The 24,676-nt window shown below is 46.9% G+C and carries 30 protein-coding genes; 15 read left to right on the top strand and 15 right to left on the bottom strand.

Annotated elements, in window-relative coordinates; translation table 11 throughout:
- Positions 1 to 86 precede the first annotated feature (86 nt).
- The 5 genes from EHQ17_RS03705 (at position 87) to EHQ17_RS03685 (ending at position 4,634) form a co-directional block, all read left to right on the top strand.
- Positions 87 to 509 carry an MAPEG family protein gene (locus tag EHQ17_RS03705; protein ID WP_135594798.1) on the top strand — a complete coding sequence of 141 codons (423 nt, stop codon included), beginning with the start codon at positions 87 to 89 and terminating at the stop codon, positions 507 to 509.
- A 48-nt stretch (positions 510 to 557) separates the two neighbouring features.
- A complete protein-coding gene (locus EHQ17_RS03700) occupies positions 558 to 1,007 on the top strand; it encodes a hypothetical protein (protein ID WP_135594796.1) in 450 nt (149 codons plus the stop codon).
- Positions 991 to 1,422 carry a PRC-barrel domain-containing protein gene (locus tag EHQ17_RS03695; RefSeq protein ID WP_135594794.1) on the top strand — a complete coding sequence of 144 codons (432 nt, stop codon included), beginning with the start codon at positions 991 to 993 and terminating at the stop codon, positions 1,420 to 1,422. Before EHQ17_RS03700 ends, EHQ17_RS03695 begins: the two co-directional genes overlap by 17 nt.
- Positions 1,423 to 1,531: 109 nt before the next feature.
- A complete protein-coding gene (locus tag EHQ17_RS03690; protein ID WP_135594792.1) occupies positions 1,532 to 2,245 on the top strand; it encodes a phosphate signaling complex PhoU family protein in 714 nt (237 codons plus the stop codon).
- A 151-nt stretch (positions 2,246 to 2,396) separates the two neighbouring features.
- Complete coding sequence (locus EHQ17_RS03685) at positions 2,397 to 4,634, top strand: TPR end-of-group domain-containing protein (protein WP_135594789.1); 2,238 nt, start codon at positions 2,397 to 2,399, stop codon at positions 4,632 to 4,634.
- A 49-nt stretch (positions 4,635 to 4,683) separates the two neighbouring features.
- Here EHQ17_RS03685 and EHQ17_RS03680 read toward each other — a convergent pair whose 3' ends face one another.
- From EHQ17_RS03680 to EHQ17_RS03665, 4 genes are all read right to left on the bottom strand, one after another.
- Complete coding sequence (locus EHQ17_RS03680; RefSeq protein WP_135594787.1) at positions 4,684 to 5,493, bottom strand: prohibitin family protein; 810 nt, start codon at positions 5,491 to 5,493, stop codon at positions 4,684 to 4,686.
- Positions 5,494 to 5,516: 23 nt separating this feature from the next.
- Positions 5,517 to 5,870 (bottom strand): FxLYD domain-containing protein, encoded by a 354-nt coding sequence (locus EHQ17_RS03675; RefSeq protein ID WP_135594785.1) that lies wholly within the window; start codon positions 5,868 to 5,870, stop codon positions 5,517 to 5,519.
- Between the two features lie 274 nt (positions 5,871 to 6,144).
- Positions 6,145 to 6,819, bottom strand: a complete 675-nt coding sequence (locus EHQ17_RS03670) for a hypothetical protein (RefSeq protein ID WP_135594784.1) — start codon at positions 6,817 to 6,819, stop codon at positions 6,145 to 6,147.
- Entirely contained in the window at positions 6,816 to 7,523 is a 708-nt protein-coding gene (locus EHQ17_RS03665; RefSeq protein ID WP_135594782.1) for an alpha/beta hydrolase, read from the bottom strand. The genes EHQ17_RS03670 and EHQ17_RS03665 overlap by 4 nt, the downstream gene beginning before the upstream one ends.
- Before the next feature lie 159 nt (positions 7,524 to 7,682).
- Here EHQ17_RS03665 and EHQ17_RS03660 point away from each other — a divergent pair, with 159 nt between their 5' ends.
- Positions 7,683 to 8,450 carry a glucose 1-dehydrogenase gene (locus EHQ17_RS03660; protein ID WP_135594780.1) on the top strand — a complete coding sequence of 256 codons (768 nt, stop codon included), beginning with the start codon at positions 7,683 to 7,685 and terminating at the stop codon, positions 8,448 to 8,450.
- Positions 8,451 to 8,600: 150 nt separating this feature from the next.
- On the opposite strand, the gene EHQ17_RS03655 is transcribed toward EHQ17_RS03660, so the two are convergent.
- A complete protein-coding gene (locus tag EHQ17_RS03655) occupies positions 8,601 to 9,269 on the bottom strand; it encodes a metalloregulator ArsR/SmtB family transcription factor (RefSeq protein ID WP_135594778.1) in 669 nt (222 codons plus the stop codon).
- A 94-nt stretch (positions 9,270 to 9,363) separates the two neighbouring features.
- Here EHQ17_RS03655 and EHQ17_RS03650 point away from each other — a divergent pair, with 94 nt between their 5' ends.
- Positions 9,364 to 9,915 (top strand): class I SAM-dependent methyltransferase, encoded by a 552-nt coding sequence (locus EHQ17_RS03650; protein WP_246057369.1) that lies wholly within the window; start codon positions 9,364 to 9,366, stop codon positions 9,913 to 9,915.
- A 111-nt stretch (positions 9,916 to 10,026) separates the two neighbouring features.
- Entirely contained in the window at positions 10,027 to 10,851 is an 825-nt protein-coding gene (locus EHQ17_RS03645; protein WP_135594774.1) for a sterol desaturase family protein, read from the top strand.
- 120 nt (positions 10,852 to 10,971) lie between these two features.
- Here the strand turns inward: EHQ17_RS03645 and EHQ17_RS03640 are convergent, their stop codons facing one another.
- Positions 10,972 to 12,144 (bottom strand): AraC family transcriptional regulator, encoded by a 1,173-nt coding sequence (locus EHQ17_RS03640; protein WP_246057367.1) that lies wholly within the window; start codon positions 12,142 to 12,144, stop codon positions 10,972 to 10,974.
- Between the two features lie 137 nt (positions 12,145 to 12,281).
- On the opposite strand from EHQ17_RS03640, the gene EHQ17_RS03635 reads away from it, so the two are divergent.
- The 4 genes from EHQ17_RS03635 (at position 12,282) to EHQ17_RS03620 (ending at position 13,861) form a co-directional block, all read left to right on the top strand.
- The gene (locus tag EHQ17_RS03635; RefSeq protein WP_135594772.1) at positions 12,282 to 12,638 is read left to right on the top strand and encodes a Zn-ribbon domain-containing OB-fold protein; all 357 of its coding nucleotides are present in this window, start codon (positions 12,282 to 12,284) and stop codon (positions 12,636 to 12,638) included.
- Positions 12,639 to 12,756: 118 nt separating this feature from the next.
- Positions 12,757 to 13,173, top strand: a complete 417-nt coding sequence (locus EHQ17_RS03630; protein ID WP_135594770.1) for a c-type cytochrome — start codon at positions 12,757 to 12,759, stop codon at positions 13,171 to 13,173.
- An 86-nt stretch (positions 13,174 to 13,259) separates the two neighbouring features.
- Entirely contained in the window at positions 13,260 to 13,472 is a 213-nt protein-coding gene (locus EHQ17_RS03625) for a hypothetical protein (protein WP_135594768.1), read from the top strand.
- Positions 13,473 to 13,522: 50 nt separating this feature from the next.
- Positions 13,523 to 13,861 carry an STAS domain-containing protein gene (locus tag EHQ17_RS03620; RefSeq protein ID WP_135594766.1) on the top strand — a complete coding sequence of 113 codons (339 nt, stop codon included), beginning with the start codon at positions 13,523 to 13,525 and terminating at the stop codon, positions 13,859 to 13,861.
- Here EHQ17_RS03620 and kdsB read toward each other — a convergent pair.
- The 7 genes from kdsB to EHQ17_RS03585 form a co-directional block, all read right to left on the bottom strand.
- Positions 13,854 to 14,594, bottom strand: a complete 741-nt coding sequence (kdsB, locus tag EHQ17_RS03615; RefSeq protein WP_135594764.1) for a 3-deoxy-manno-octulosonate cytidylyltransferase — start codon at positions 14,592 to 14,594, stop codon at positions 13,854 to 13,856. The two genes, EHQ17_RS03620 and kdsB, sit on opposite strands and share 8 nt — an antisense overlap.
- A complete protein-coding gene (locus EHQ17_RS03610) occupies positions 14,594 to 15,118 on the bottom strand; it encodes a flagellar basal body-associated FliL family protein (RefSeq protein WP_010573664.1) in 525 nt (174 codons plus the stop codon). Before EHQ17_RS03610 ends, kdsB begins: the two co-directional genes overlap by 1 nt.
- Before the next feature lie 40 nt (positions 15,119 to 15,158).
- A complete protein-coding gene (gene motB, locus EHQ17_RS03605) occupies positions 15,159 to 15,986 on the bottom strand; it encodes a flagellar motor protein MotB (RefSeq protein ID WP_135594762.1) in 828 nt (275 codons plus the stop codon).
- 18 nt (positions 15,987 to 16,004) lie between these two features.
- Positions 16,005 to 16,787 carry a motility protein A gene (locus EHQ17_RS03600; protein ID WP_135594760.1) on the bottom strand — a complete coding sequence of 261 codons (783 nt, stop codon included), beginning with the start codon at positions 16,785 to 16,787 and terminating at the stop codon, positions 16,005 to 16,007.
- A gap of 6 nt (positions 16,788 to 16,793) precedes the next feature.
- Positions 16,794 to 17,018, bottom strand: a complete 225-nt coding sequence (locus tag EHQ17_RS03595) for a flagellar FlbD family protein (protein WP_135594758.1) — start codon at positions 17,016 to 17,018, stop codon at positions 16,794 to 16,796.
- A gap of 4 nt (positions 17,019 to 17,022) precedes the next feature.
- A complete protein-coding gene (locus tag EHQ17_RS03590) occupies positions 17,023 to 18,123 on the bottom strand; it encodes a glycosyltransferase (protein ID WP_135594756.1) in 1,101 nt (366 codons plus the stop codon).
- Between the two features lie 258 nt (positions 18,124 to 18,381).
- Positions 18,382 to 19,182: an MlaD family protein gene (locus EHQ17_RS03585; RefSeq protein ID WP_135594754.1), complete on the bottom strand. Its 801-nt coding sequence runs from the start codon at positions 19,180 to 19,182 to the stop codon at positions 18,382 to 18,384.
- Between the two features lie 484 nt (positions 19,183 to 19,666).
- On the opposite strand from EHQ17_RS03585, the gene EHQ17_RS03580 reads away from it, so the two are divergent.
- The 3 genes from EHQ17_RS03580 to ftsZ are packed head-to-tail and all read left to right on the top strand — an operon-like array spanning position 19,667 to position 22,881.
- The gene (locus EHQ17_RS03580) at positions 19,667 to 20,413 is read left to right on the top strand and encodes a cell division protein FtsQ/DivIB (protein ID WP_135594752.1); all 747 of its coding nucleotides are present in this window, start codon (positions 19,667 to 19,669) and stop codon (positions 20,411 to 20,413) included.
- A gap of 1 nt (position 20,414) precedes the next feature.
- Entirely contained in the window at positions 20,415 to 21,644 is a 1,230-nt protein-coding gene (gene ftsA / locus EHQ17_RS03575) for a cell division protein FtsA (protein WP_135594750.1), read from the top strand.
- 25 nt (positions 21,645 to 21,669) lie between these two features.
- Positions 21,670 to 22,881, top strand: a complete 1,212-nt coding sequence (gene ftsZ, locus EHQ17_RS03570; protein WP_135594748.1) for a cell division protein FtsZ — start codon at positions 21,670 to 21,672, stop codon at positions 22,879 to 22,881.
- A gap of 329 nt (positions 22,882 to 23,210) precedes the next feature.
- Here ftsZ and lep read toward each other — a convergent pair whose 3' ends face one another.
- Entirely contained in the window at positions 23,211 to 23,561 is a 351-nt protein-coding gene (gene lep / locus EHQ17_RS03565; RefSeq protein WP_135594746.1) for a LipL41-expression chaperone Lep, read from the bottom strand.
- A gap of 9 nt (positions 23,562 to 23,570) precedes the next feature.
- Positions 23,571 to 24,638 (bottom strand): lipoprotein LipL41, encoded by a 1,068-nt coding sequence (locus EHQ17_RS03560; protein ID WP_135594744.1) that lies wholly within the window; start codon positions 24,636 to 24,638, stop codon positions 23,571 to 23,573.
- Between the last annotated feature and the right edge of the window lie 38 nt (positions 24,639 to 24,676).

Raw genomic sequence — 24,676 nt, 5'->3', positions numbered from 1 at the left:
GCGCACTGGATCGTTCGAACAAAATCCTACTTGCCTTTGAAAGGTCCCCGTATTCCATTCTCCGAAAAACGAAACGGAGAATTGGTATGAATCCAGCGATCCTCGCACTCTTGGGATTTATCGTATGGACGCTCGTGCTCGGGCTTTGGCTCGTAAGCATTCGTTCCTTAAAGGTTCTTATGGGAAAAAACAAATCGAACGAATTTCCCGCAGGAATCAAACACGGCACCGAATTTTATTGGAGATTGAATCGAGCCCACACCAACTGTCTCGAAAACCTGCCCTTGTTCGCGGCGCTGGTTCTCACGGGAGCGTTCGCGGGAATATTGGATTCGACGTTCGCACTCGTATGCGAAATCGTACTCGGCGCGAGAATCCTACAAAGTATCACGCATATCTCTTCCGGATCCGAGATGGCGGTGAACGTCCGCTTCACCGGCTTCGTCGTTCAATACGGAAGTTTTCTTTGTCTTCTCTGGCAAATTCTTCGTAAGACCGGAACGATATGACCTAAAAAGAATTGGATTCTTTCAAATTCCTTTTCATCTTGGAACGAGATGATTTTATTTTCGGACAATGAAAAGGAATTTCAGGATTCCAAAAGTTTTTGGACCTCTTTCGGCAGAAACGTACTTTCCAAAACCGGCGAGAATTCCGGAAGATTGATCGACGTTCGATTCCGATCCGGAGCTCTTTCGGGTATCGTCGTTCTCAAACGCTTCCGCAGAATTTATTTCTCCAAAGAACATCTTAAAACGGATTCCAAAGAAAGACTACTTCTGAAAATCGATCCTCCGAGCAATCTTCTCGGAAAACGAGTCTACGATAAAAACGCGCGTTTGTTAGGAACCGTCGTTTCGATTCAAACCGCACCCGGTTCTCCGAAACTCGTCCGCTTTTGGGTCCGCAAATTCCCGGTTTCCCCCAAATTGGAATTGTATCCAGAAGACATAGAAACCTCGCTCAAAAACGTACTTCTGAAAAAAGTTTATGACAAACGAAAGTGATATCACATCGGACGATATCCTCGGAAAAGAAGCCTTGGATCCGGAAGGAGAGGTGCTCGGAGTCGTCGTCAAACTTCATATCGATCGGATCGAAAAACGGATCGTCGGAATTACGATCGATCAGGGTTTTATGAAGCCGGATCTATTCGTAGGAATCGACTACGTACGCACTTTAGGAGTGGACGCGATTCTTTTGGACGTGGTTCCGCACGAAAAATACAAGGGGCTCAAAGTATTGAACAGCGACGGTTCCGAATTGGGAACCGTGGAGGAAACCGTTTCCAAAAACGGAAAACTCGAATCTCTGCTCGTTAAAACTTCGTTCAATCCTTTATCCAAAGAAAGAACAAAGATTCACGTTTCCAAAATTCAGGAAATCGGAGACAAGGTTTTGCTCAAAAGAAAATCTTCTTGACCGAACGAATTTTTTACGAACGATTTCGAGTACCTGAAGTTCAGTCCATTTTCCGCGATCGATTCGATTCGGAATCTTGAGAAAAAGATACGGGTGGAAACGAAATCCCATGTCCTCCAAATTCGACTTTCTACGTAAAAACCTGTACAGCATGGCCGAACTTTGTCTCGAACAGGTGCTTCTTTTGGACGACGCTTTGGAAAAAGACGACACCGAACTTGCAAGAAAGCTCATAGACCGCGACGACCTGATCGACAATCTGGAAAAACAGAACGACAACCTTTCCCAAAACGCGATCCTCGAGGCGGTCGCCAACCGTAATTCTATGGGAATGGATCAGGTGGACGGAGAAGTGATTCTAAAACGGGATCCACTCCGCTTCGCACTTTCCGCGATCCGGATCACCAGAAACCTGGAACGAATGGGCGACCAAATCGTCAACTGCGCCAAATGTTTTCGCAGAGGTCTGATTCCACAGAGATTTTTTTGCGAAGAGGAAATTCTGAGCAAACTGCTTTCGCGGGTGATCACGATCGTGGGAATGGCGGTCGAATCCTTGGTCGAGGAAAAAAACAGATTCTACGGAAGCGTTCATTCCGTGGAGGAAGAAATCAACAACCTCTGTCAATCCGCGTTCCTCAAATTCGTAATGGATCCGAGATTGGACAAAAATCAATTCGCGGACGTATATCGATTGATCCTTTGTTTGGAAAGAACCGGAGACTATGCGGTTAACATCGCGGAAGAACTGGTGCGTCTAAACACGGGAATGGACATTCGACACGTTTCCGATCCAGTGCAAGCGGTCGCCAAAACGATCTGAACCCTTCTTCCTACCGAGTACAAAAATTTTGAATCCTTGCGATCCGTGATAATTCGATCGACATCAGAATATAACCTGATAAGTCATTGAAGAGCGTATCGTTTATACTCTTCCGGTGCACTTTAGATCATCCCAAAACCAAGGGGCAAACATGAAAAAACACTTTCTTCTTTCGGACAACGGGACCGAAAGGTTTCGCCAAATCGAAATTTCCGGATATTCCATTTTGATTTCCGAAGGAGAAACCGGTTCCGTGGGCAGACGAACCGCAAAGACGTTTTCGAATCGTCAGTCCTGTCTCCAAGGATTTGCCCATCTCGTCTCCGAAGCCCTATCACGCGGATTTACCGAATCATCGGAAGCAGTTCCTACGTTTAAACCTCTCACGGGAGATCCGAATTATCCGGAAACCTGGAAACGGATTCTCGATGCGCCGGACCGCAAACAAGCGTTACGCGACCAGTTCCGTTTTTTGACCGAAACCGAAGAATGCAAAATTCTCTGGGACAGAATCTTGGAATCGATCACCGACGCAAGAATCGACGAAGAAGGCAGATTCGTCCTCACCTTACCTTGGTCTTACGACGAGGAAACTCCCGTTCATCTCGTCTGGAATCCACCGTACCTCGGAAAAATCCATTCGTCCGTTCCACAATCCATGGGACGTTTCGTCTCGATCTTTAACGGAATGGAAATCGTACACGACGACAACGATTATCCGACATTTTCGATCCAAGGCGTCGGAACTCCGGACGAAGATTCGAACAAACCGGCCAAGGTTTTAGACGACTACGGTTGGGAAGCGGAAATATTGGAAGAAGGGGAAAGTTGGTGGATCGGCCCCTTGGAAATCGTAGGCAAGGATTTCCAAGACGTACAATCTTTCGGCACCTACGACGAAAGTCAAAACTGGTTCGTATATCATCCTTTTATCAAAAACAAATACGGAGAAGCAGCCATCACGCGAGTGGAACACGGAACCTGCGATCTAGAGGTTCCCGAAATCGAATACGGATTGGGAGGATTTCTGTTGCGGGAAATCTGCGGTTGGATCCGCGACATCCGTCCCGAATCCGATTCGGCTTCCGAGTCGTACGATACGCCCGTTTTCGACGCGACGTTTCAGGAATACGTGGCTCGTCGCGCGGTTGAACTTTCCGAGGAAGAACCCGAAATCGCCAAACGTCTGTTAGAGTATAACTGGCGTTCGTTGGCCGGATATGTCCATGCGACGATCCGCAACTGGATCCTTTTTTTGGCTCGGGAAGGAACTGTCAACGAAGACGTTCTCGTGATCGATTCGTATTGGGACGACGCGGGAGAGATCCTATTCTTAGGTTTCGACTGGCATTCGGGAACCGACTACGAGGACGCAATTTCGGAAGGGGCAAACTTCATAGAATACATCCTGGATTTCACGCCGTTTTACGCGAATATATTAGGAAAATCTAATTCTTCCGAAATCGACGGCTCCGAAGTTCTGGACATATTGGGGGAAAATTACGAAATCGTCCGCGATATCCTCGCCTATCTTTCGATTGAAAACGCGATCTCCGTTCTAAGCGGAGAGGAATTCAAACTCGTTCCTCGGGACAAAGAAGGGGTTTATTTCGCGTATTCGCACTTTCACGACGAGGAAGCGGAAATCGCCTTTCACACCTCTCGAGGAAAAGAGGATTCCTTCTTCAAAAAATTCTTTCCCAATGAAAAAGAAAAAAAAGAAAAACGGGAAAACACGGAAAAGGAACAGGAACTGATCGACGACGTTTCCGGAGAAGTATTGGAGGATTATCCTTGGGTTTGGAAAACTACGATGGAACAATCGATCGACAGACTCGATAGGAATTTCACCGAGAACAAGGATCGTTATAAGCGGGAATTCGACCGCGTATTGGAATACAAGGAAAAGACGTCCGACGAAAAAACGAAACTCTCCTTGGACGACTTGGCGATGCAGATCTCTTCCATGGCCCTGAACCGTTTTTTACAATCGAACAAACCGGAACTCGCCCGTTGGGTTTTGGAATGTTATCACGAATTGTTTCCGAAATTGGGAGTAAACCGGAATTCGATCGTAAAAGGAAACGTGACCGGAAACTCCTACAACACCGCCGAATACTTCGCGGGAGATATCATCGTTTTTATCGCGAAATACGAAGGAGGGAAATTTCTTCCCTTGGTGGAAACGCTTCTGCCGTCTAACATACAGGACGGACGGCTTGCGTTCAACCTGGCTTGTCTCAATTCGCTGGAAAAAAACAAGGAAAACACGATCCGTTATACGAAACTGGCCCTAAGCCTGGGTAAACCGAAAACGGATTTTAAAGACAGCGATTTCGATCATTTCCGGGACGATCCTGACTTTCATGCGTTAGTCGCCGCGCAGTAAAAACGGCGGAAAACCGCGCGGAGTTTCGACGAACGGGCGTTAGGTTGTATTAATCCTTAGGACTGACCACGATCGGAAGATTATTCTTATCCTGAGGAACGAAGATCATCTTGGAGTTCGGGCTTTCGAACGCCTTATACTGCAGATATTTCGTCGTAAGTCTTTCGTTGATGATCGTCTGGGATTTGGCCTGAGCTTCCGCGCGGATCAACTGAGCTTCCGCGTCCGCTTTCGCCTTACGTTTGGCGATTTCGATGTTTTTTTCGGCGATTTCGAGCTCGTATTTCTGCTGTTCCAACTCCTGTTGTTTGGTCAACTTAGCTTCGATCGCGTGCAACATATTAGGAGAATATTCTACGTCGTCCAAAATCACGTCGAAAACCTCGACGTGTTTTCCCTTGGTCCGTTCGATCACGGCGGATTTGATGTCCTTCGCCAAAACGGCGCTATTTTTGGAAATCTGAATCATCTGATGATGAGAGACAACGTTTCTAATCGAGGCGCGAAATTCGGGCTGTACTATACTTTTATAATATTCTGGACCGACTTCCACGTGGAGCTGAAAGATTTCGTCGCGGACCGGCCGCATGATGATCACCGCTTGAACGTCGATTTTAAGGTCGTCGTTGGTGAGAACGTCCACTTTTTCCTTGTACGAATTCCATTGTGTAGAATACGTATAAATATCATTCCAAGGTAAAAGCCAATAAAAACCGTTCAACACCGGATCCTTACTCAGACCCACGTCGCTGATTCCGAAAGGCTTCCAAAAAAGGCCTATTTCACCCGGTCGTACGGTGGCGCCGCAATTCAAGGTTCCGAACAAAAGAAGAACTAAGAAGAATTTTTTCCTATTCATAAACTGTTATATTCCTTTTTTATTTAGTTATTGCTTTCGAATTCGATCGTAAAACGCCGGATCAGCTTCGGGTCCACGTATTTTGCGCTCGCATAAAAATCCTTTTTCTGACCCGCCGGAAGTCCCTGAACGGCGAAACGACAGGATTCGAGAAGTATATCGTCCTTGTCGTAGAAGTTTATCGTAAAGAACGCTTCCGCGTGATCCTTGCCCGAAAGATTTTCGATTTGTCCGTTGATTTCCAGATACGCGAATTGATCCTGGATGCCTACGTTGTGATATTTATATTTACCGTCTAAGGTGAACTCTCCGTTCGATTTGGCCCAGAGAAAAAAGGAAAAGACGAGAGAAAGCAGGATCGTTGTTTTTTTCGACATAGGTTTCAGGTCCTTACGCGTTCGAATCGAATCCATTCCTCGCAGAATCGTTTCCGCGTGTTAGCGGAAAAACTCGGTTTCCGTAAAAAGTATATCATCGATTTCTAAATTTAAAAATCCATTTTATAAGAACATGTTTTTAAGAAACGGAGATCCGACCGAACATCGAACATCGTACATCGAACACACCAAGGACGTGTTCCACTCCCGGAACCTCCTCCCCCTCCTCTACGGGATTTTCACCTTCGACGATAAAAACACGATCGAACGTATTTTATCCGGTTTCCGGAACTTCGTCCAGATAACTTTTCAACTCTTCCTTAAGTCCGGGAGGAAGCTGAAGACCGGAACTTTCGATCCGTTCGTTGTATTTGTTAAACGAAAACCTGTGACGCGAAGTTCTAAGATAATCCTCCAAAGCCTCGGAACCCCAATCCAGAATATCCTGAATAAATTCCTCGTTTTCCTCGAGCTTCTCGCAATAAGGAATGAACAACGGACGATTGACGGGTCGCCCGATGGTCCGATAAAACATAAGACGTTTGAGCAGATCGCTCTCGTTGAGATTTTCCTTTTTCTCCATGGCTTTTTCGACCATACGCAGATTGATACAGTCCAAAAATTCGACCTTTAGATTTTCGTCGTTCAGGCGTTTACGAAGAGAGGTTTTGATCTCTTCGGTCTCGTAGAGGAAGTTGGGACAATATTCCGGACATTCCACTTCTTTATGAAGATCGCAAAAATGCAGAAGGATACAATCTACGTCGGAGGCAGTCTCAACGATACCGAAGTTGATCGATCCAAGAATCTCGACTCCGGTATGAAAACCCTTTTCCTCTAATTCCTTCAAAGCTATGCGGAAGGCCTGCATCCTCTTCAACGCTTCCTTGGTGTCGTAGTTTCGGTATTTGTTTTTGAGAGCGATGTATTTTTCTACTAATTTCGTCATCCGGTGATGTTCCTGAGATACAGGTTCATACCCCTAAGTACGACTTCCGGAATTTCATGTCCACCCGGAAACGCGATCATCTCTCCGAGCCATCCCGCTTCGATTAACAATTGTTCGAGTTTTTTCGCGGCGGGATAACCGAGAACGGGATCCATTCTTCCGTGACTTTGAAAGAACTTATAATCCTTCTTTTTTTCAGCGAGTCGTTTCCAATCCGTTTCGCTGATCAACGTCCCGGAAAGGATCAGCAAACCCGCCGGAGAAATTTCGGAATGAAGCGCTATGTCCGTCGCAAGCATAGCGCCTTGACTGAAACCGCCTAAAATGATTCTCTCCATCGGAACGCCCAAAGTTCGTATCATCTCCTGTGCTTGTTCCCTTGCACTTTCCAAACCGGCAGGATAACGATCGGCGAAGTCGCGATAACCTCCGGACATCATCGCCTTTTGCAATACCTCCATGTCGATGGGAAACCAAGCCCTTCCGTTGTAACCCGGCATAACCGGAATTTCCAAAACCCCGTTCGGAAAAACCCAACCCGTTCCTTCCGGCAAATCAAGATAGGCGCTCAACGGAGAGAGGTCGTACGCGTTCGCTCCGTATCCGTGAAACAAAATGATCGTGTATGATTCGGGATTTCCGGGAAGATAAACGGCTTCGATGGGACCGATCGATTCCAAAGGACGATTGTAAGAGGACTGCATATTGAATTCTCCAAAAACGAAACGTAAGAACGTTCCTCTAACAAAGATAAAGTTTCGATTTAGAAAGGCAAAGGAAATTCGAAAGAAAGTTTTTACTTGGCAATTCCATTTCTATCCCGGAAATGGAAAGCCAATCAGAATCTCGATACGAGGGAAATCATGTCTAAACAATTCGAAGGGAAAGTGGCACTCGTTACCGGAGCGGCATCTCCTCGCGGCCTCGGAAGAGCGATCGCAAATACGATCGCCAAAGAAGGAGGCGACATAGTAGTCGTCGATTTAAACAAAGAACAGATCGAACAGGCGGCGACCGATATCGCCAAAGAGTTCGGCGTTAAAACGCTGGGAATTCCTTGTAACGTCACAAAACCCGACGACTGCGACGCGGTGATCGCGGGTGTAAAGGAAAAATTCGGGAAACTCGACTTTCTCGTAAACAACGCGGGAGTATTAAAGGACAATCTTTTTATAAGAATGTCGGAACAGGAATTCGACTTCGTTCTCGACGTAAACTTAAAAGGAGTTTTTTTGATGACCAAGTATGCGTCCAAACTTCTTCTCAAAGCCGAGTCGGGAAGAATCGTAAACATCTCCTCCGTTTCGGGACTTACGGGACAACCGGGTCAAGCCAACTATTCCTCCTCCAAAGCGGGAGTGATCGCTCTTACCAAAGTTGCCGCGAGAGAATTCGCGGGAAGAAACGTTTTGGTAAACGCGGTTTGCCCGGGTTACGTTCAAACCGATATGACCGCATCGCTTCCGGAAGAAGTTCAAAAGAAACTCACCGATCCTATGTTCATCCCGTTAAGAAGACCGGGAACACAACAGGAGATCGCAAACGCTGTGAAATTTTTCCTAAGCGATCAGTCCAATTACATCACCGGAACGTATTTGAGGGTGGACGGCGGCGCCGCAATCGGAATGTAAATTAGAAAAATGGAATGTAGATCCGGAAGTTACTCCGGATCTGCCGGCGTCAAAAACGGAAATACGAAATCCGTCGGCGTAGGAGACTTCTATCTTTATACGAAAATTCGAACGCGTGAACGCGTATAGAAAACCCTTCGTCAAAATCCCCTATTTAACGAATTCGAAACCGGCGTTCGCGAATTCGAGAGGACCGTGGGAAATACGATACGCATTCAGACCGTGACTCCTGAGAATTTCCACGGCCTCCTTCGATAAAACGCAATACTTACCTCGGCAATACGCGACGATTTTCTTGCGTTTTGGAAACGAGGCGAGTTTAGATTCAAGCTCTTTGAGCGGAACGGAAATCGCACCCGGGAAATGCCCCGCCGCATATTCGTCGCTCGGCCGAACGTCCACAAGGACGACCTCCTTCAAGGAAATACGCTTTATAAAATCGGAATATTCCAATTCTTTTAATTCGCATTCGTCGCCGAAGAACGAATCCATAACGACCTTGATTTCCGCGTTAAATTCACGCCCGGATTCCGCGACGACCCCGAAAATCGCGGTGCCGACAGCTTCTATCCGATAAAAAATATTCCTTCCGTCCTTACGATCGCCGACCAAACGCGCGTCCTTTAGAATCTGTAGGTGGTGCGACGTAGAAGCGACGCTCATACCGATTTCCTTAGACAAAAGATCCACATTTTTCTCGGCTTGCAACAAAAGGTCGAGCAACTCGATCCGCTTCGGATCCGAAATCGCTTTTCCGTATTTGGAAAGTGCGACGTAGATAAAATCCTTAAATTGTCTTCCCGATTTTTGGCGGTCCATAATTCCTCAAATATTCAAATATATATTTGAATATTTGATTGACTTTTGTCAACCGGTTTTTTGAATGAGTCCTATGAAAGTAAGAGATAGCGGAATGCCTGATTCCGAATATTGGAACGGCCTTTTTGACGTTCCCTTAATTTTGGAACGAATGGAATTATCCCGGGAAACCGGAACGACCGTCGAATTCGGCTCCGGCTATGGAACCTTTACTCTGCCGCTTGCAAGGATGCGAAAAACGCGAATCGTCGCCTTTGAAATCGAAGCGGATCTAGTTCGAGATCTTGTCAAAAAAAAGGAAGAAGAAGGTTTGAACGATATTCTCCCCGTTGAAAAGGATATCATCGGACAAGGCACTTCCTTATCCGCAAACTCCGTCGATTACGTCATGATCTTCAATCTTCTTCACCATGAAGATCCCATTGCGATCCTCGCCGAGGCCCGCAGAATTTTAAAACCGGGAGGAATCGCAGGACTTGTCCATTGGAATTACGATTCACGAACTCCTCGCGGTCCGAAAATGGAAATCAGACCGAAACCGGAAGACGTATATCGTTGGGCAAAATCGACGAACTTCCGCGTCGATTCCGCCACGCCGATCGATTTACCTCCGTATCACTACGGTTTTTTGGCGCGAAAAGACTGATCGAATCCGGCTTTGATCGGCTTTCGTCCGGATTCGATAGGAAAAGAAGCGGAAAATACGTTTTACTGTTTTCTAATGTTCGGAGGAAAAAACCGAACGAAAGGAAAAACAATGAACCAATATTCCCGATGGATCGAAAACCTACTCGAATTGATTCCGCACACACCAGCGATCTTTATGATCGATTTTCTGCGCTACTTCGTGTTTGCGGGCCTCGCCTTTCTGATTTTGTACGTATGGAAACACCCCTTTCAGAACAGGAAGATTCAGAATAAAAAAGCGCAACCGTCCCAGTTTCTAAGGGAATTCCTCTATTCCGTTTCCTCCGTCTCGGTTTATACCTTAGTGACCCTAACGGTATTATTTTTTCGTAAATTAGGTTATTTTAAATTTTATGAAGACGTCCGCGAATACGGTTGGGGTTATTTGTTTCTGAGCGTCTTTCTGATTTTGGCGGTCCAAGACTTTTATTTTTATTGGACCCATCGTTTGATGCACACGAAGCCGTTCTTCCGATTGCTCCACAAGGTTCATCACGAATCGGTCATACCTTCGCCCTGGACCGCTTATTCGTTCAGCCCGGGAGAAGCGCTCCTTCACGCGTTGATTCTACCGATCGTGGTTTCCTTGTTCCCGGTCCACAACTTGGCCCTATTGATTTCGATGACGTTTCAAATCGTCAGAAACGTGTTGGGTCACAGCGGTTACGAAATTTTTCCCGGCCGCTTTCTTTCCAACGGAATTCTGAAACATATCAACACGAATACGAATCACGATATGCACCACCAATTCTTTCGTTACAACTTCGGGCTTTATACGACGATTTGGGACGGGTTATTCGGAACGATTCATCCGGAATACGAAAAAACCTTTCGCAAGATTACGGAGGAAAAAGAAAAGAGGCTTTCGGATCAAATCGAAAACGATACGAATTGAAAAACGCTGGCGGGATCGATGGAATCAAAAACGCCGATCCAACCAAAACACATTTAGAGAAAACGAACCGATCCAAACGAAAAAATTCCGATCGGACGCGCGATTTTTCGCGCGTATTTCCTACCGTGTCCGCGAAAGAATTTGTTTCCTGAAATCGGAAGGAGTGGTTCCCGCGATTTCCTTAAACGCGCGATTAAACGGAGCCAGAGAACCGTAACCGAGATCCATCGCGATCCGCAAAACCGGAACTTCGTTTTTCGTAGGGTCCGATAAAATCGCCTTTGCCTCGCGAATTCGATAATGATTTAGGAATTCGTTAAAATTCCTATACCCTAGGCCCTGATTGATCAATCTGCGTATTTTCTTTTCGGAAACCCCGATCCTCCGCGCCAATTTCAATATTGTCAGATTTTCCGTCAGATATACTTTCTCCTCCTCCAAAAGTATATTCAATTTTCCGAATAAACTCTCGTCCAAGGGTTCTTCCGTCTTTTTGAGATCGGGAACGAAAAATGTATTCTCCCGAAATTCGAAAAGTCGGAACGAAAGGAAAAAAATCAGAATCGTAATCAGAAACGAATTCAATAGGTCCAGTTCCGCGGAATAATCCGAATACTTCAGAATCAATTCGACCAAAACGACGGAGATCGCATACGCGCCGGTCAAAAAAACGAAAACGACCCTGAACTCCCTTCTCGATTCGATCAGATCCATATTCTTTTCTTTTAATACGTTTTTCAACGCCGCCAGTATGAGCCCCAAAAATAACATCTGAGGCGCGGCGAATAGGATTTTCGAAACGATCGTAGTTTCGTTTCTTACATTCGAAATTACGAATATATAAAAACAAAATACGTTGATCGAGACGAATAAAGCAGCGTGCGCCAACCGCGGACGAAACCGGTCGGCAAACAGAGCGGTAACGAAAAGATAAAAAAAGAAGGAAACGGAATAACAGCCGATATGAACGGGAATAAATACGATCGGATGCGTTTCCGGATGTTCGATCATCGGACATATAAAATAAGCGATCAAACTGCCCAAGAATAAACTTCCGAAAATTCCCTGATAAGTCGTTTTCATTCTGATCAGAAAATTTAGAATCAAAAAGAATAGTTGTACGATCGAGATCGCCTTGAGTATAAGGATGTAATTCTTTAAATCGAACATTCTTAGTTCCGTAGGAATTCCGACCAGCGGACCGCGAGGTCCGTTCAGATCTGCCGCGGTTTTTAACGACAAAGTCCGGCCTTGGTTCAAAGTCAAAACTACGAAAGAAAACCGCATCCGCATAGGCAAAATCGGCGGCGAACGTCGTAAAAAAGAGATGCACTTCCGCGGGCTCTTACCGATTCTTTCTTTACGGATTTTGAAGGTAAAACGACGACCTCTCCGTTCCGATTCGTCGATTTTTTTCGGAGGACTTACGTATGTCCGAAACCATTTTCCCTATTTTGAAAGGAATCCGATGTGATTCCTGCGGTTTTCAAACGACGGAATCTCCGGTCGGATGTACGAACTGCGGTAATTCCGACGTTTCGGAAATCACGTTTTCCGGAACCGGAAAAATTTTCACCTACACGGTGGTTCACGTAGGATTCGGCCGACTCTCCCGACGAGCACCCTACGTGCTCGCGGTCGTCGAACTCGAAGAAGGGATCCGAACGATGGGAATTTTAGAGGGAGAAGTTGCGGGAACTCCCGTGACCGAATCGGTGCGAATCGGCTGGGACGTAAAATTCAGAAACGAGGAACCGGAGATCGGTTTTATCTTTTCTCCCGTTTGATTGCGATCGTCGGAACACTTGAGAAAAATCAAGGTCCATGACATTTGTCTGACAAAAAAATTCTATCTTGAAATCGGATCGCCCGGTAGGCTGGCCGCATACATAGAGGTGATTTTCGATGAATTCCAAAAATATCATTCTTTCCATCGCGATCGCTCTTATCTCCTTGGTTCTTTTTTTGAACTGCGGAGATAAGTCCGAAAAACCGGCTGAAACCACACCCGCTCCGACGGCTGAAACGGCCTCTGCTCTCAGCCCCGAACTACAAAAAGGACAGGAGATTTTTCTTCAGAACTGTTCTTCTTGTCACGGTGAAAAAGGAGCCGGAGACGGCGCCGCTGCTGCGAGTTTGAATCCGAAACCACGAAATTACAAATCCCCCGCGTCTCAGTGGAAAAACGGAAATACCGAAGCGGGCGTTCTCAAAACCTTGAACAACGGAATTCCAAACAGCCCGATGGTCGCTTACAAATTCTTAGGCGACGAGAATCTGAAACTACTCGCGAAATACGTAGTTCACCTTTCCCAAAACTAAGAACTCCGGAAGGTCGGAGCACATTTTGTTTTCCGGCCTTCGCATTTTCGACTGGCATTTTTAACCTCCGACAGGATCCTAATCTCGTGACCCCGATACAATCTCCTCCCTGCGGTGAAGACTGCGGAATCAGTAGAACCTCGCCGAACGCGAGGGAAGAAAAAACGTATTCAAAATTCGCAATCTTTCTGATCCTTTTCGGCATCTCCTCCAAACCGAACTCGGTCAAATTTTATTGCAAAAAATGCGGAAGACAATTTGACCAGTTGTCTCCGGCTGAACTCGGAAATTATGCGTAATTCGATTGACTTTAATGGAATTTAACGATTTTTAGTGGAAAGATTCGATTATGTCCGACGAGTTTAAAATTTTCGTAGATCTTTCCGTTTCCGTTCCGATCATTCATATCGAAGGAGAAATTACCTCCGAAGCGGATGATGAAATCGTGGGAAAATACGAATCGATTCCGCAAGAAAAAAGAAACAGAGTCATCCTGAACTTTCAGGGGACATCCTACATCAACTCCGCAGGAATCGCCACCTTGATCAGTTTGATTACAAGGGCCTCCGAGACCAAAGGCAAAATCGAATTCGCCGGCCTAAACGAACATTTCCGCAAAGTGATGGATATCGTCGGACTCACGGATTTCGTTTTGATCCACAATTCCCTGCAGGAAGCGCTTAAGTAAGCCACTTCCGTTTCTTAAAATCTTCGACCACAAGTTCCAAATCTTCCGGCGTATCCACCGATAAACCCGCTTCTTTGGCGGTATAAACACCGATCCCATATCCCGCTTCCACGGCTCTCAATTGTTCGAGGGATTCGGATTCTTCCAAAATACTTTTGGGAAGAGAATTGTATTGCAGCAAAAACTCACGATCGTATGCGTAAATTCCCAAATGCCTTTGCAAAGGAACCGTCGCTTTAAACTGACTCGGAATCAAAGAACGCGAAAAATAAATCGCCTTACCGTTTCGATCGACGATCACCTTCACCCGATTGGGATCGAGTCCTTGCGCCGGATCCGAAATAGGAACCGCAGCCGTGCTCATCGCCCATTCCGGATGTTTCGCCTTAAGACCGGCGACTCCGTCGATCAGTTCGGGTTCGATTCCGGGTTCGTCGCCTTGGATATTTACAATTATTGAATATTCAGAAAATCGATCGGCCACTTCGATGATTCGATCCGTTCCGGAAGGATGATCGACGCTCGTCATCACGCTTTTCCCTCCGAAACGAAGTACCTCTTTATGAATCCTATCGTCGTCGGTCGCAACGACTAACTCCGATAAGGTGGAAGAGCGGAAAGCGTTCCGATACGTCCACTCGATCATCGTTTTATTTCCGATTTTGGCGAGCGGCTTTCCCGGAAACCGAGAACTCGCGTAACGCGCCGGAATTACGCCTAGGATTTTCCCCATCAGTTTACGATGAACTCGGTGAAGTAAACCTCTTGGATTTTTCCTTCCGTAAGAATATGATTCACCTGAGCCTTGATCTCTTCCCGCAGATCCAGCTGATCCTCTATATTGATCAATTCGTCCTTGGATTTTCTTCCCACGATGAGATTGATCAAGTCGCGCATCTGAGCGTTTCTTTCCGCGAGTTCGGCGGATAAGGTCTGATCCTCTTTCGCGATTCCGAACGCGAGTTTCATCTTTACGAAGTGCGCCTCACCTTTGTCCGAAGTATTGATCCTGAATTCCTCGGTGAAGTTGTAATTCGCCAGAGGCGGAGGCGGTTTCACCAACGCCACGTTCTTCATCTGCTTGAACGTGCTCGTCGCGGTCTGTTTAGCGACCACCATAGCGATGATCGCGACGATGATGATTCCGAATATCGCTCCCGCAACGTATAGAAGCCATTTGATAATGGGAGATGTTCCGCCGCCGCCTTCGGCGGCGGGTAGCCCGCCTTCTTCCTCGTCTATTTCCGCATCACCCATCGTTCTGCCTCCTGAATTTTAACGTTAGTTGCTCTTCCGATCACTCTTTGCCGGGTACACTCGACTCGGAGCCGGGAATTTTAGTTTTCGGAAGTCCGAAGTTGGTTTCGTAAGGACTTCGTTTGGTGGACTTATCCGTCATGATTACGATATCGATTCTTCGATTGTAGGCTTTTGCCTCGGGTGTTCCGGAATACTCCACGACCAAAGGTCTGAATGCGCCGAAACTCACCGCTTGAAACCAAGCCGGATCCAACTTCTCCGCGTTGATGATATAATCCGTGGAATTGATCGCCCTCGCTCCGGCGAGATCCCAGTTGTTGATATACGCGCGTTCTTCCTTGCCGGGAGCCACACCCGGATTGACCGCGTCGGCGTCGCAATGCCCTTCCACTCGGACGAAACGATCCAGTTCTTTGATAAGCGAACTCGCTTTTTTTAATGCGACTTTGATCGAATCGGTAAGGATCGCCGATCCGGGATTAAAATAGTCCGCGCTTACGAGAGAGATGATCAAACCTCTTTCGTCTTCGGTGATTTTCACCTTTCCCGCTTCCACTTCCGGTTTAAAAAGTTCGGTGGCGAGTTTTTTGGATTTGGACAAGGCCTTTCCGGTCGTCTGGGACGGAAGACTTTCGATGTTCATTCCCATCTCCTCGAGTCTTCCTTTGGAAAGGGTTTGACCTCCGTCGAAAAAGCCGGTCGTGGTTTTAAACGCCGAAAGAATGATCTGCATCTCGATCGCGTTCGTTTTACCGGTGGTGTAAAGCATGATAAAGAAGCACAGAAGCAGGGTCACCATATCCCCGTAGGTAAGCATATACTCGGGGATATTCTGAATACATTCGGGACATTTCGCTTTTGCCATGATAAAAAACCGATCTTACTATTCGCTGTCGTCTTTGAGCACGTCCCTTTCCGAAGGCGGAAGAAACGAGGACAGTTTATCCTTAACGATCCGAGGATTGTCCCCGGATTGGATCGAAAGAGTTCCTTCGATCATGATTTGTTTGATCGTAAGTTCGTCTTCCGATTTACGCATGAGTTTTTTCATGACGGGAATCGCGAACATGTTGGCGCCCATCGATCCGTATAAAGTGGTGATCAAAGCGGCGGCCATCCCCGTTCCGATCGCGGAAGGATCTCCGGAACCGAGGTTCTTCAACATCTGTACGAGTCCGATCAAAGTCCCGATCATCCCAAAGGCCGGAGCCAAAGCGCCCCAGTTTTCCCACCAAGCCTTTCCGTTGTTATGACGCGAGGCGATGTTTCCCATTTCAGTTTCCATGATATTCCGTACGAGTTCAGGGTCGGTTCCGTCCACGACAAGAGTGATTCCTTTACGTAGGAATTCGTCGGGAAGTTCGTTGACGTCGTCTTCGAGAGCGAGAAGACCTTCCCTTCTCGCCTTTTCGGAAAAGGAGACTAACGTTTTAATGAGCTCGATCAAGTCCGCTTTTTCGGTCCTAAAAACCTTTTGTGTCACCTTTCCCACGGCGAGAGTGGATTCCCAAGGAACGGCCATGATCGTACCGGCGGTAGCTCCTCCGAACGTGATGATGACCGACGGAATATCAAAAATGTCTAATGGGCTTAAACCTGCCGAGATGATCCCGAAGATCATCAGGACGACCGCCGAACCTAAACCGACTATTGTTCCAAAATCCATAACTTTCTATTCCATCCTTTTGAACTGATCCGGAGAAGATCCCAGAGGAAATACTAAAATCCGTTTTTTATATTCTAAAATTTTATCGATCACTTCGGGGACGGATTCCTTTACCACGTATTTTCTGTCGTTGGACAAGGTAATCGTCGTATCCGGATTCGCTTCGAGACTCTCTATATGAGAGGCATTGAGAACGAATTCGTCTCCTTTCAACCTGTGAAGTAGAATCAAACGACTATCCCTTTTTCCTTGGAGTTCCGATTCTATTCTCGACCTGCTTGCGGATTTCGATAATGAATTTTTCCTCGGTAAATCGGCTTATATTCTTCTGAAACTCGGAAGTTTTCCAGGAAATTCTCTCGCTTTGATCGATCGCTTCGTTTAACGATTCCACGGTTTGTTCCGAAAAAAATAGTCCGGTTTTGCCGGAAACGACGGTTTCCAAGGCCCCGCCTTTGCCGAATGCGATCACCGGAGTGTTGTATGCCTGCGCTTCCACCGGTGCGATTCCGAAGTCTTCCATTCCCGGAAAGACGAAAGCCTTGGCTTTTTCGTAATATTCCAAAACTTCTTCCCGTTTCAGATCGGGAATGAGCTCGACGTTTTTCGGAAGATCGGATGCGATCTTTTTGAATTCCTGACCTCCTCCGATCAGGATCAATTTTTTTCCGTTTTTGCGGAAGGCTTCTACGGCGAGGTCGATCCGTTTGTAGGGGGCGAATGCGGAAACGATGAGATAGAAATCGTCTTTGGTTTGTGAGACGACTTTCCATTTTTCGGGAAGACAGGGTGGAAAGATGACTTTCGCTTCCCTGCGGTAGAATTTCCGGATTCTCCTTGCGACGAATTCCGAATTGGACCAAAACGAATCCACTCGCGCAGCCGAAGCCGCATCCCAAGTCCGAAGATAATTGGAAATCATCTGAAACGCGAAAAACTTCAGACCTTTGCGTGCCGGAAAATAATCGTAGTACAAATCCCAAACGTATCGCATCGGAGAATGTACGTAACTAAAGTGAACCGCGTCCGGATCGGTGATCACACCTTTGGCCACACAATGAGAAGAGGATAATACGAGGTCGTATCCTTTGAGATCCAAGGATTCGATCGCCGTCGGAAATAAGGGAAGATACCAACGATATTGGGAAGTTTTAAACGGAAGCCGATCGGTGAAGGCGGTAACGATCTTTCTTTGTTCTATGCGCGCGTTTAGTTTTCCGGGTGTATAAAATAACGTGAAGAGATCGGCGGAGGGATAAATTTTCAAAAGGGCGTCTAGGACGAGTTCTCCGCCCCGCATTCCGTTGAGCCAGTCGTGTATGATCGCAACTTTCATACGGGAAATATCGGCAGAATGGCCGGTTTCCCCCGGGAGAAAGTGTGGGAACTCTCACACGTCGTGTCGGTCGGAGGAGCGGAAATGTGGGAACTCTCACACAAATGCCACGTTGCAGGACGCAATATGCGGGAACTCCCGATCCAGCGGAAATTCCCTGGCTCGAAACACGGACTCGCGCCTCCCTTCCAAAAAATTTCCGTCGTAAAAACGACTCCGGCACAAAACCGGGATCCAAATTCGAAAAACTTTAGGAATTCATAATTTACCGAAATAATAATCGTTGGAAACGCTGCCGATCAAAGTGGTTCTTCGATACATATTGATCGTGAACGGAGTAGGAGCGGAACGTTCCAGTTTTCGATAACCTTCCGCGTAACGCCGAGCGTCGGTTCCGAAAATCCTCGCGTCTGTCAAAAGTTCCATTACGTTGTCGTAGGTTTCCGGAGAGTGAATCATTTGGGGAATCGTCCCGCGTCTCGATTTCAATTTTTCCGAAATTTCGTACAGGTTGTTGAAGGAAACGCGGATATCCTCCCGATTCTCCCGGATCACTCCCGTTGAAGCGGCGAAAAAATCGTCAAAGTAATCCGCCGAAGGAAGAAAGTCCGGAGGACGTTGTTCCTCTTCCAAATACGTAGGTTGAAAAAAAGTCGTATCTTCTTTTTCAGAAGATCCTGGATCGATGTCGATCGTTCTTCCGGAAAGAATCGTGTTCGTCTGAAACGTAATCTTATAATTGTCCCAAAGGGTAATCGGTTCTTTCAACCGTATGACGATCTCGATGGCCTTGGTTTGTTCTTTTTTGAGAAACCGCTGATCCCCCACTTCTTCAATCGGAACCACGTCGATACTGCGTACGATTCCCCGCTCCACTCCCAAAATTCTCACCGGAGCGCCGGGATGAATTCCTTCCAAACGAGGATAGTAGATTTTCATCGTATACGGATAATCGTCTTTGGTTCCCGCTTTTTCGATGACGGAAATGTACATTCCCAAGGCGAACGATAAAAAGAAAATTACTCCGGTAAGGACTGCCGTATGCCGCGTTAGATTCATGGAAGTTTGCTTTCTATAATAATAGGATCGGAGTTTGAAATCCGGTTGTTCCGGGTGAAATTTCTTTTTTTCAATTTATCGCATGGGTCGGAATTTTTGACATCGTAAAAAAGGTTCTGTGGTTTTTTGTCGGGCCGCCGGAGGAAAGCAGGAAGTTCGCCCCCCCCCCGGGAAATCGGGAATACAAATGTTCTTCCGATTTTCTTCGTATGTGGGAACTCTCACGAAACGGGCGGGAAGTTTTCGTTATTAGTTCAAATTTCGCGGGAACTCCTCCGCCAAAGAACAACCGTCTTCTGTGAGATTTCAAAATGCGGGAACTCCCGTCCGAATTTCAATCCTTCGTTTTCCGAGTGTGGGAACTCTCACGAACCACAATTCATTTTGAAAAAGCGGGAGTTCCCACACCAAAAAACAAGGTGTACACAACGATCGAATTCCCGATACTGGAACTGAAAGAAGAAATTTCCCAACAGAAATTACGATGAGACATAATCTGATTGACTTCCTACGAGAATTGATACAGAAAAGGAGAAACATTCTCCTTTTGGCTCTTTTGGTCTGTATTTTGGGACTGGGGGCTGTTCTCGGGATCCGATTCCAAGGAATTCCCCGAGAACTGAATAAGTTAATCATAACGGGGCATGAAAAACTTAAAACGGAAGAAATCGTAAGGATGCTCGAAATTCAACCCGGAACCTCCTTTGATACCCTGGATCTGGACATTCTGGAGAAAAAACTTTCCAGACATCCACGAGTTTCCTCCGTTCGTATCACCAAAAAGTCGGAAGACCAACTCCTCATAGAACTTACCGAACGTAAGTCCTCCTACGTCGTCAACTCGGACGGACATCTGTATGAAATCGATTCCGAACTACGCGTCCTTTCCAAAGACGACGTCCGTGAAAAAGACCTTTGTGTTTTGTCGGGAAATTTTCCGATCAAAAACGGCGCAATCCAAGACGCCAGCTTCCGCGACCTTTACACCTCCGTAGAACAGGCCTTTCGTATGTATCCCGCGCTCAAACCCAGAATTTCGGAGGTCCTCCTACAAGAAGACGGAGAAATCTTTTTCTTCGCAGACGAACCCGTACAGTTGAGAATCCAAGTCGGAACTCTCCTTCACAAAGACCAAATCCGCAAACTCTACGCTGTCTTGGCCTATTTCGAAAAAGATAAAATTCATTCCGAGTTGATCGATATTCGAGGAGAAGACGCGGTCTATCATTGATATGTCGGAACCCAAAGATAGAATCATCGCAGCGCTCGACCTAGGAACCTCTTTGACGAAAGTGGTCGTAGCCCGTCCCGTCTCCGAATACGAAGTCGAAATCATCGGCACGGGAGCCTATCCTTCTTCCGGAATCAAAAACGGATCCATCATCAATATAGAATCCACCACACGCTCCATCATAGAAGCGGTCAGCGAAGCGGAACTCATGTCCGGTCAAGAAATTTCCATCGTGGCCGTTAACATTACGGGAAAAACCGTCAAGGCGGACAACTCGAAAGGGGTCGTGGCCATCACCAATCGCGATCGAACGGTGGCCGAACCGGACGTAGTACGCGTGATCGAAGCGGCGCAGGCCATCCGCGTTCCGGCAGATCAACAGATTCTTCACGTGTTATCCAAGGAATTTTCCGTGGACGACCAAACCAGCATTCGCGATCCCATCGGAATGACGGGAGTCCGTCTCGAAGCGGAAGTTCATATCGTAACCGCCGGTATAACAGCAATTCATAATTTAGAAAAATGTATAGAATCTTCCGGACTCGGTTGTGAAGTAATGGTATTGTCCAGCCTCGCCTCGTCCGAAGCGGTATTGACTTCCGGAGAAAAGGACCTCGGAACTGCAGTTCTCGACATAGGCGCGGGAATCTGCGATCTGATCGTATATGTGGACGGCGGAATCGCATATTCGGCCGTGATCCCTTTCGGAGGAATCAACGTAACGAGCGACATTTCGATCGGACTCAAAACCACCCTCGAAACCGCGGAGCTTTTGAAAAAAAGATACGGGCACACCGTTCTTTCCGAAATCGATCCGACCGAAACCATAGAAATTCCCCCGATCAGCGGCAGACCGGCACGTCAAGTTCTACGCGAAGAACTCGTCTCCATTATCGAACCGAGGATGCGTGAAATTTTCGAAATGGCCGATAAGGAACTCGAAAAGTCAGGGAAAAAAGGCCTTCTCGCAGGCGGTGTAATCCTTACGGGAGGAGGAAGTCTTCTCGAAGGCATCGATACACTCGCGGAAGACGTGTTTCGTCTAACGTCATCCCGCGCGAGACCGGGAGGAATCGGCGGACTCGCAGAAAAGGCGTCTTCTCCCGAATTTTCTACGGCCATAGGGATGATCAAATACGCGGATAGAATGACGGACATGGATCAAAAATCCGTGGATCGTTCCGAAGGTTGGACGAAAAAAATCAGGAGATGGATCGAAGACAATCTTTGAAACGTCTTTATTAGGAAAACAGAATATGATTCGATTTGAAGAGGAATCCAAAACAAGTCCCGCCGTCATCAAAGTGTTCGGAATCGGCGGAGGCGGAATGAACGCAGTCACGCGGATGTCCAACTCCACCCTCAAAGGGGTCGAATTCGCGATTCTCAATACGGACGAACAAGTCTTACTCCGATCCGCCGTGGAAAACAAGATCATCTTAGGAACGAAAGTTACCCGAGGTATGGGAGCGGGCGGCGATCCGGAATTGGGAAACAAAGCCGCCGAAGAGGACAAAGAAAGGATTCAATCCGTTGTGCGGGGAGCGGATATGGTTTTTATCACGGCGGGGATGGGAGGCGGAACCGGAACGGGAGCCGCACCCGTTATCGCCAAGATCGCCAAGGAAATGAAATGCCTCGTCGTCGGAGTGGTCACACTTCCCTTCTCCTTCGAAGGAAGAAGAAGAATGGAACTCGCGCGTAAAGGTATCGAACAACTCCGCGCGCACGTGGATACGTTGATTCTCATCAACAACGATTCCATCTTCAAGGTAGTGGACAAAAATACTCCGATCGATCTCGCGTTTCAAGTGATCGACGATATTCTTTTAAACGCGGTGCGCGGAATCAGCGACATCATCAACAACCCCGGCCTCATCAACGTGGACTTCGCGGACGTAAAAGCAATCATGCGCGACACGGGAGACGCGGTTATGGGTGTGGGAGAAGGAAGCGGAGAAGGAAAAGTAAAGGAAGCGGTCGAATACGCGATCAACAATTCGCTGTTAGACTCCACATCCATCGCGGGTGCGTCCTCCCTTTTGATCAACGTATCGGGAGGAAAAGATCTTACCATCTCGGATTGGAACGAGGTTTCCGGAATCATCACTTCGCAAGTCGATCCGAACGCGAACATCATCATCGGCCTTCACGAAGACGAAAGTCTTTCCAACAAAATCAGGGTGACCGTAATCGCAACGGGATTCAACAAACGTTCTGCTGTCGGAAAACCCGCTCAAAATCAGGATTTGACGACGAGGGTGCAGGAAGCCTACGGATATCAGCGCAAAGCCGTAGGAATGGAATCTCATTCATCGGAAACGAAAAAGGATTTTTTTCAGGAGGAGAACGTAGAACCGCAGAGGAATGCGGGAACTCCACGTTTCCGTTCACCAAACGGCACTACTACGAAAGGCGAAGATTACGACATCCCGGCCTATTTGAGAAGAAACAACCCGGGCCATTGATCGGCCGTTTGCACCCTTGTAACTGTAACTGTAACTGTAACTTGTAACTGCAACTGCAACTGCAACTGCAACTGCAACTGCAAAAACGCGACCAAGGAGGAGCTCCTACGTTGCGCGAATCGATTCGAGTAAAAATTCGAAGGAAAAAACAAGGAACTCGTGCGTAAAAACAGCGAACGATTCCGCGCGTGTGACACAAAGAAATCGGCTCGCTTTCTAACCCATCCCATCCACCGGTCCGCCTCCGTTTCCCGATAGGATTTCCCGGAACGAAACGGAAGCGAATCAGCGGTATTTAGAATTTCAAGGAACGACGATTTTAGATTTCGTCATTCCTGGGTTTTCTTTCCGAACTGTTTGCAGGTTTTTAAATCGGAAAACGTCTCCTTCTCCAATTCACAACGAACCTGATCGAGGGTCTTCTCCTCCATACAACGAAGCACAATGGCCCGAGACATATCCGGTTGAAGGATTTCCTTCAGCATGATCTGTTGCATCGTAGGCGGAATTTCCGTTTCCGGAGCTTGTGCGATCAACTTTACGTTGTGCATATGGTTCTGGACACATTCCTCCTCGTTGGGAGTCTTTCTGCAATCCACCAAAAAAAGAACCGGAATCCAAAGGGTATAAATAAGAAAAGCGGACGTACGTCCGCTTTTCCCGCAATTCAGCGATTTCAAAGGAGCTGCTTACTTTGCGTTACTTTCGTCAACGGCAAAAGTAGCTTCTACTCTTTTTCTAAGTTCTCTCAGGTAGCTTTTTTTAGCTCCGTTGATTTTCATAGCTTCTTCGTAGAGTTTGATCGCCTTTTCGAAATCACCGGAAGAAAAGTAAAAGGTTCCGAGGTTCGCTTTCGCTCCCCAAGATTGACCTTTCGCTTTTTTATCCGCTTTTTCCCAGGCTTCTTTCGCCTTTTTGAAACTTGGAGTTTCACCTTGGATTTCTTCGTAACCTTCTTGAAGAAGTTCTTTCACTTCCTCATCGTCGTCTTTTACGAAAATTTCGATTTTCTCGGTTTTAACTAAAGGAGAAAGTCTGCCCTTGATATACGCCGCAGCTTCATCCAAACCTTGTCCGAAAGAATCGAGAACGGAAGGACACTCGAGGTTTCCTACGCTGTTGAAGATTTTCGCAGGATTGGAAACGACCGCTTTTTTCACTTCTCCCGTATCTACTTTGATCAAAGTAGCGTCGAGAGGAATCAACATATAACGAACTCCGGTCGGCTTAGAAACCGGATCGTTTCCTGTGTTCACGTCTTTTCCAGTCGCCATAGAAGCCGCGAAACCGGCAACTTTCATACCGGCCGCAACCGCGTCGATTTTGTTCTCGCTGCCGCACTCGGTATAAGGTTTTTGATAACCGATGTAAAGGATCGCTTCCGCTCCGATCAGATTTCCGATCTTGGATCTGGACTTAGTGATTCCTGTTAAGGAAAGAGTTGCCTCGTTCAGAATGTCCGCACGTTTGCTTAAGTCGGTCAGTTTGTAATAGGATTCTTTGTCGAATGCCTCGAAAACTTTAGAAGGCATTTGGTCGATAAAGCTGGATCCGGATCCGAAGATCGCTTCCCAAAGACTTTTTTTAGGGGGCTCGACGGCCAAACCTACGTTACGAATGGTTCCGAGGAATTTTTGAAGCGCACGGCCTTCTTTATCTTTCGGGAATACCGGATATTCCACATCGACTGTATCTGCGCAATTTCCTAAGAACATAAGGAGAACTAACACAGCAATTAGAGAAGATAATTTTCTCATGGTAAAGTAACACCAATCCTGTTTGATTTTGGGGATAA

The sequence above is a fragment of the Leptospira gomenensis genome (assembly GCF_004770155.1).
Lineage (GTDB): Bacteria > Spirochaetota > Leptospiria > Leptospirales > Leptospiraceae > Leptospira > Leptospira gomenensis.
The sequence above is the reverse complement of the archived record's forward strand: the minus strand, read 5'-3'. Positions and strand labels throughout refer to the sequence as shown.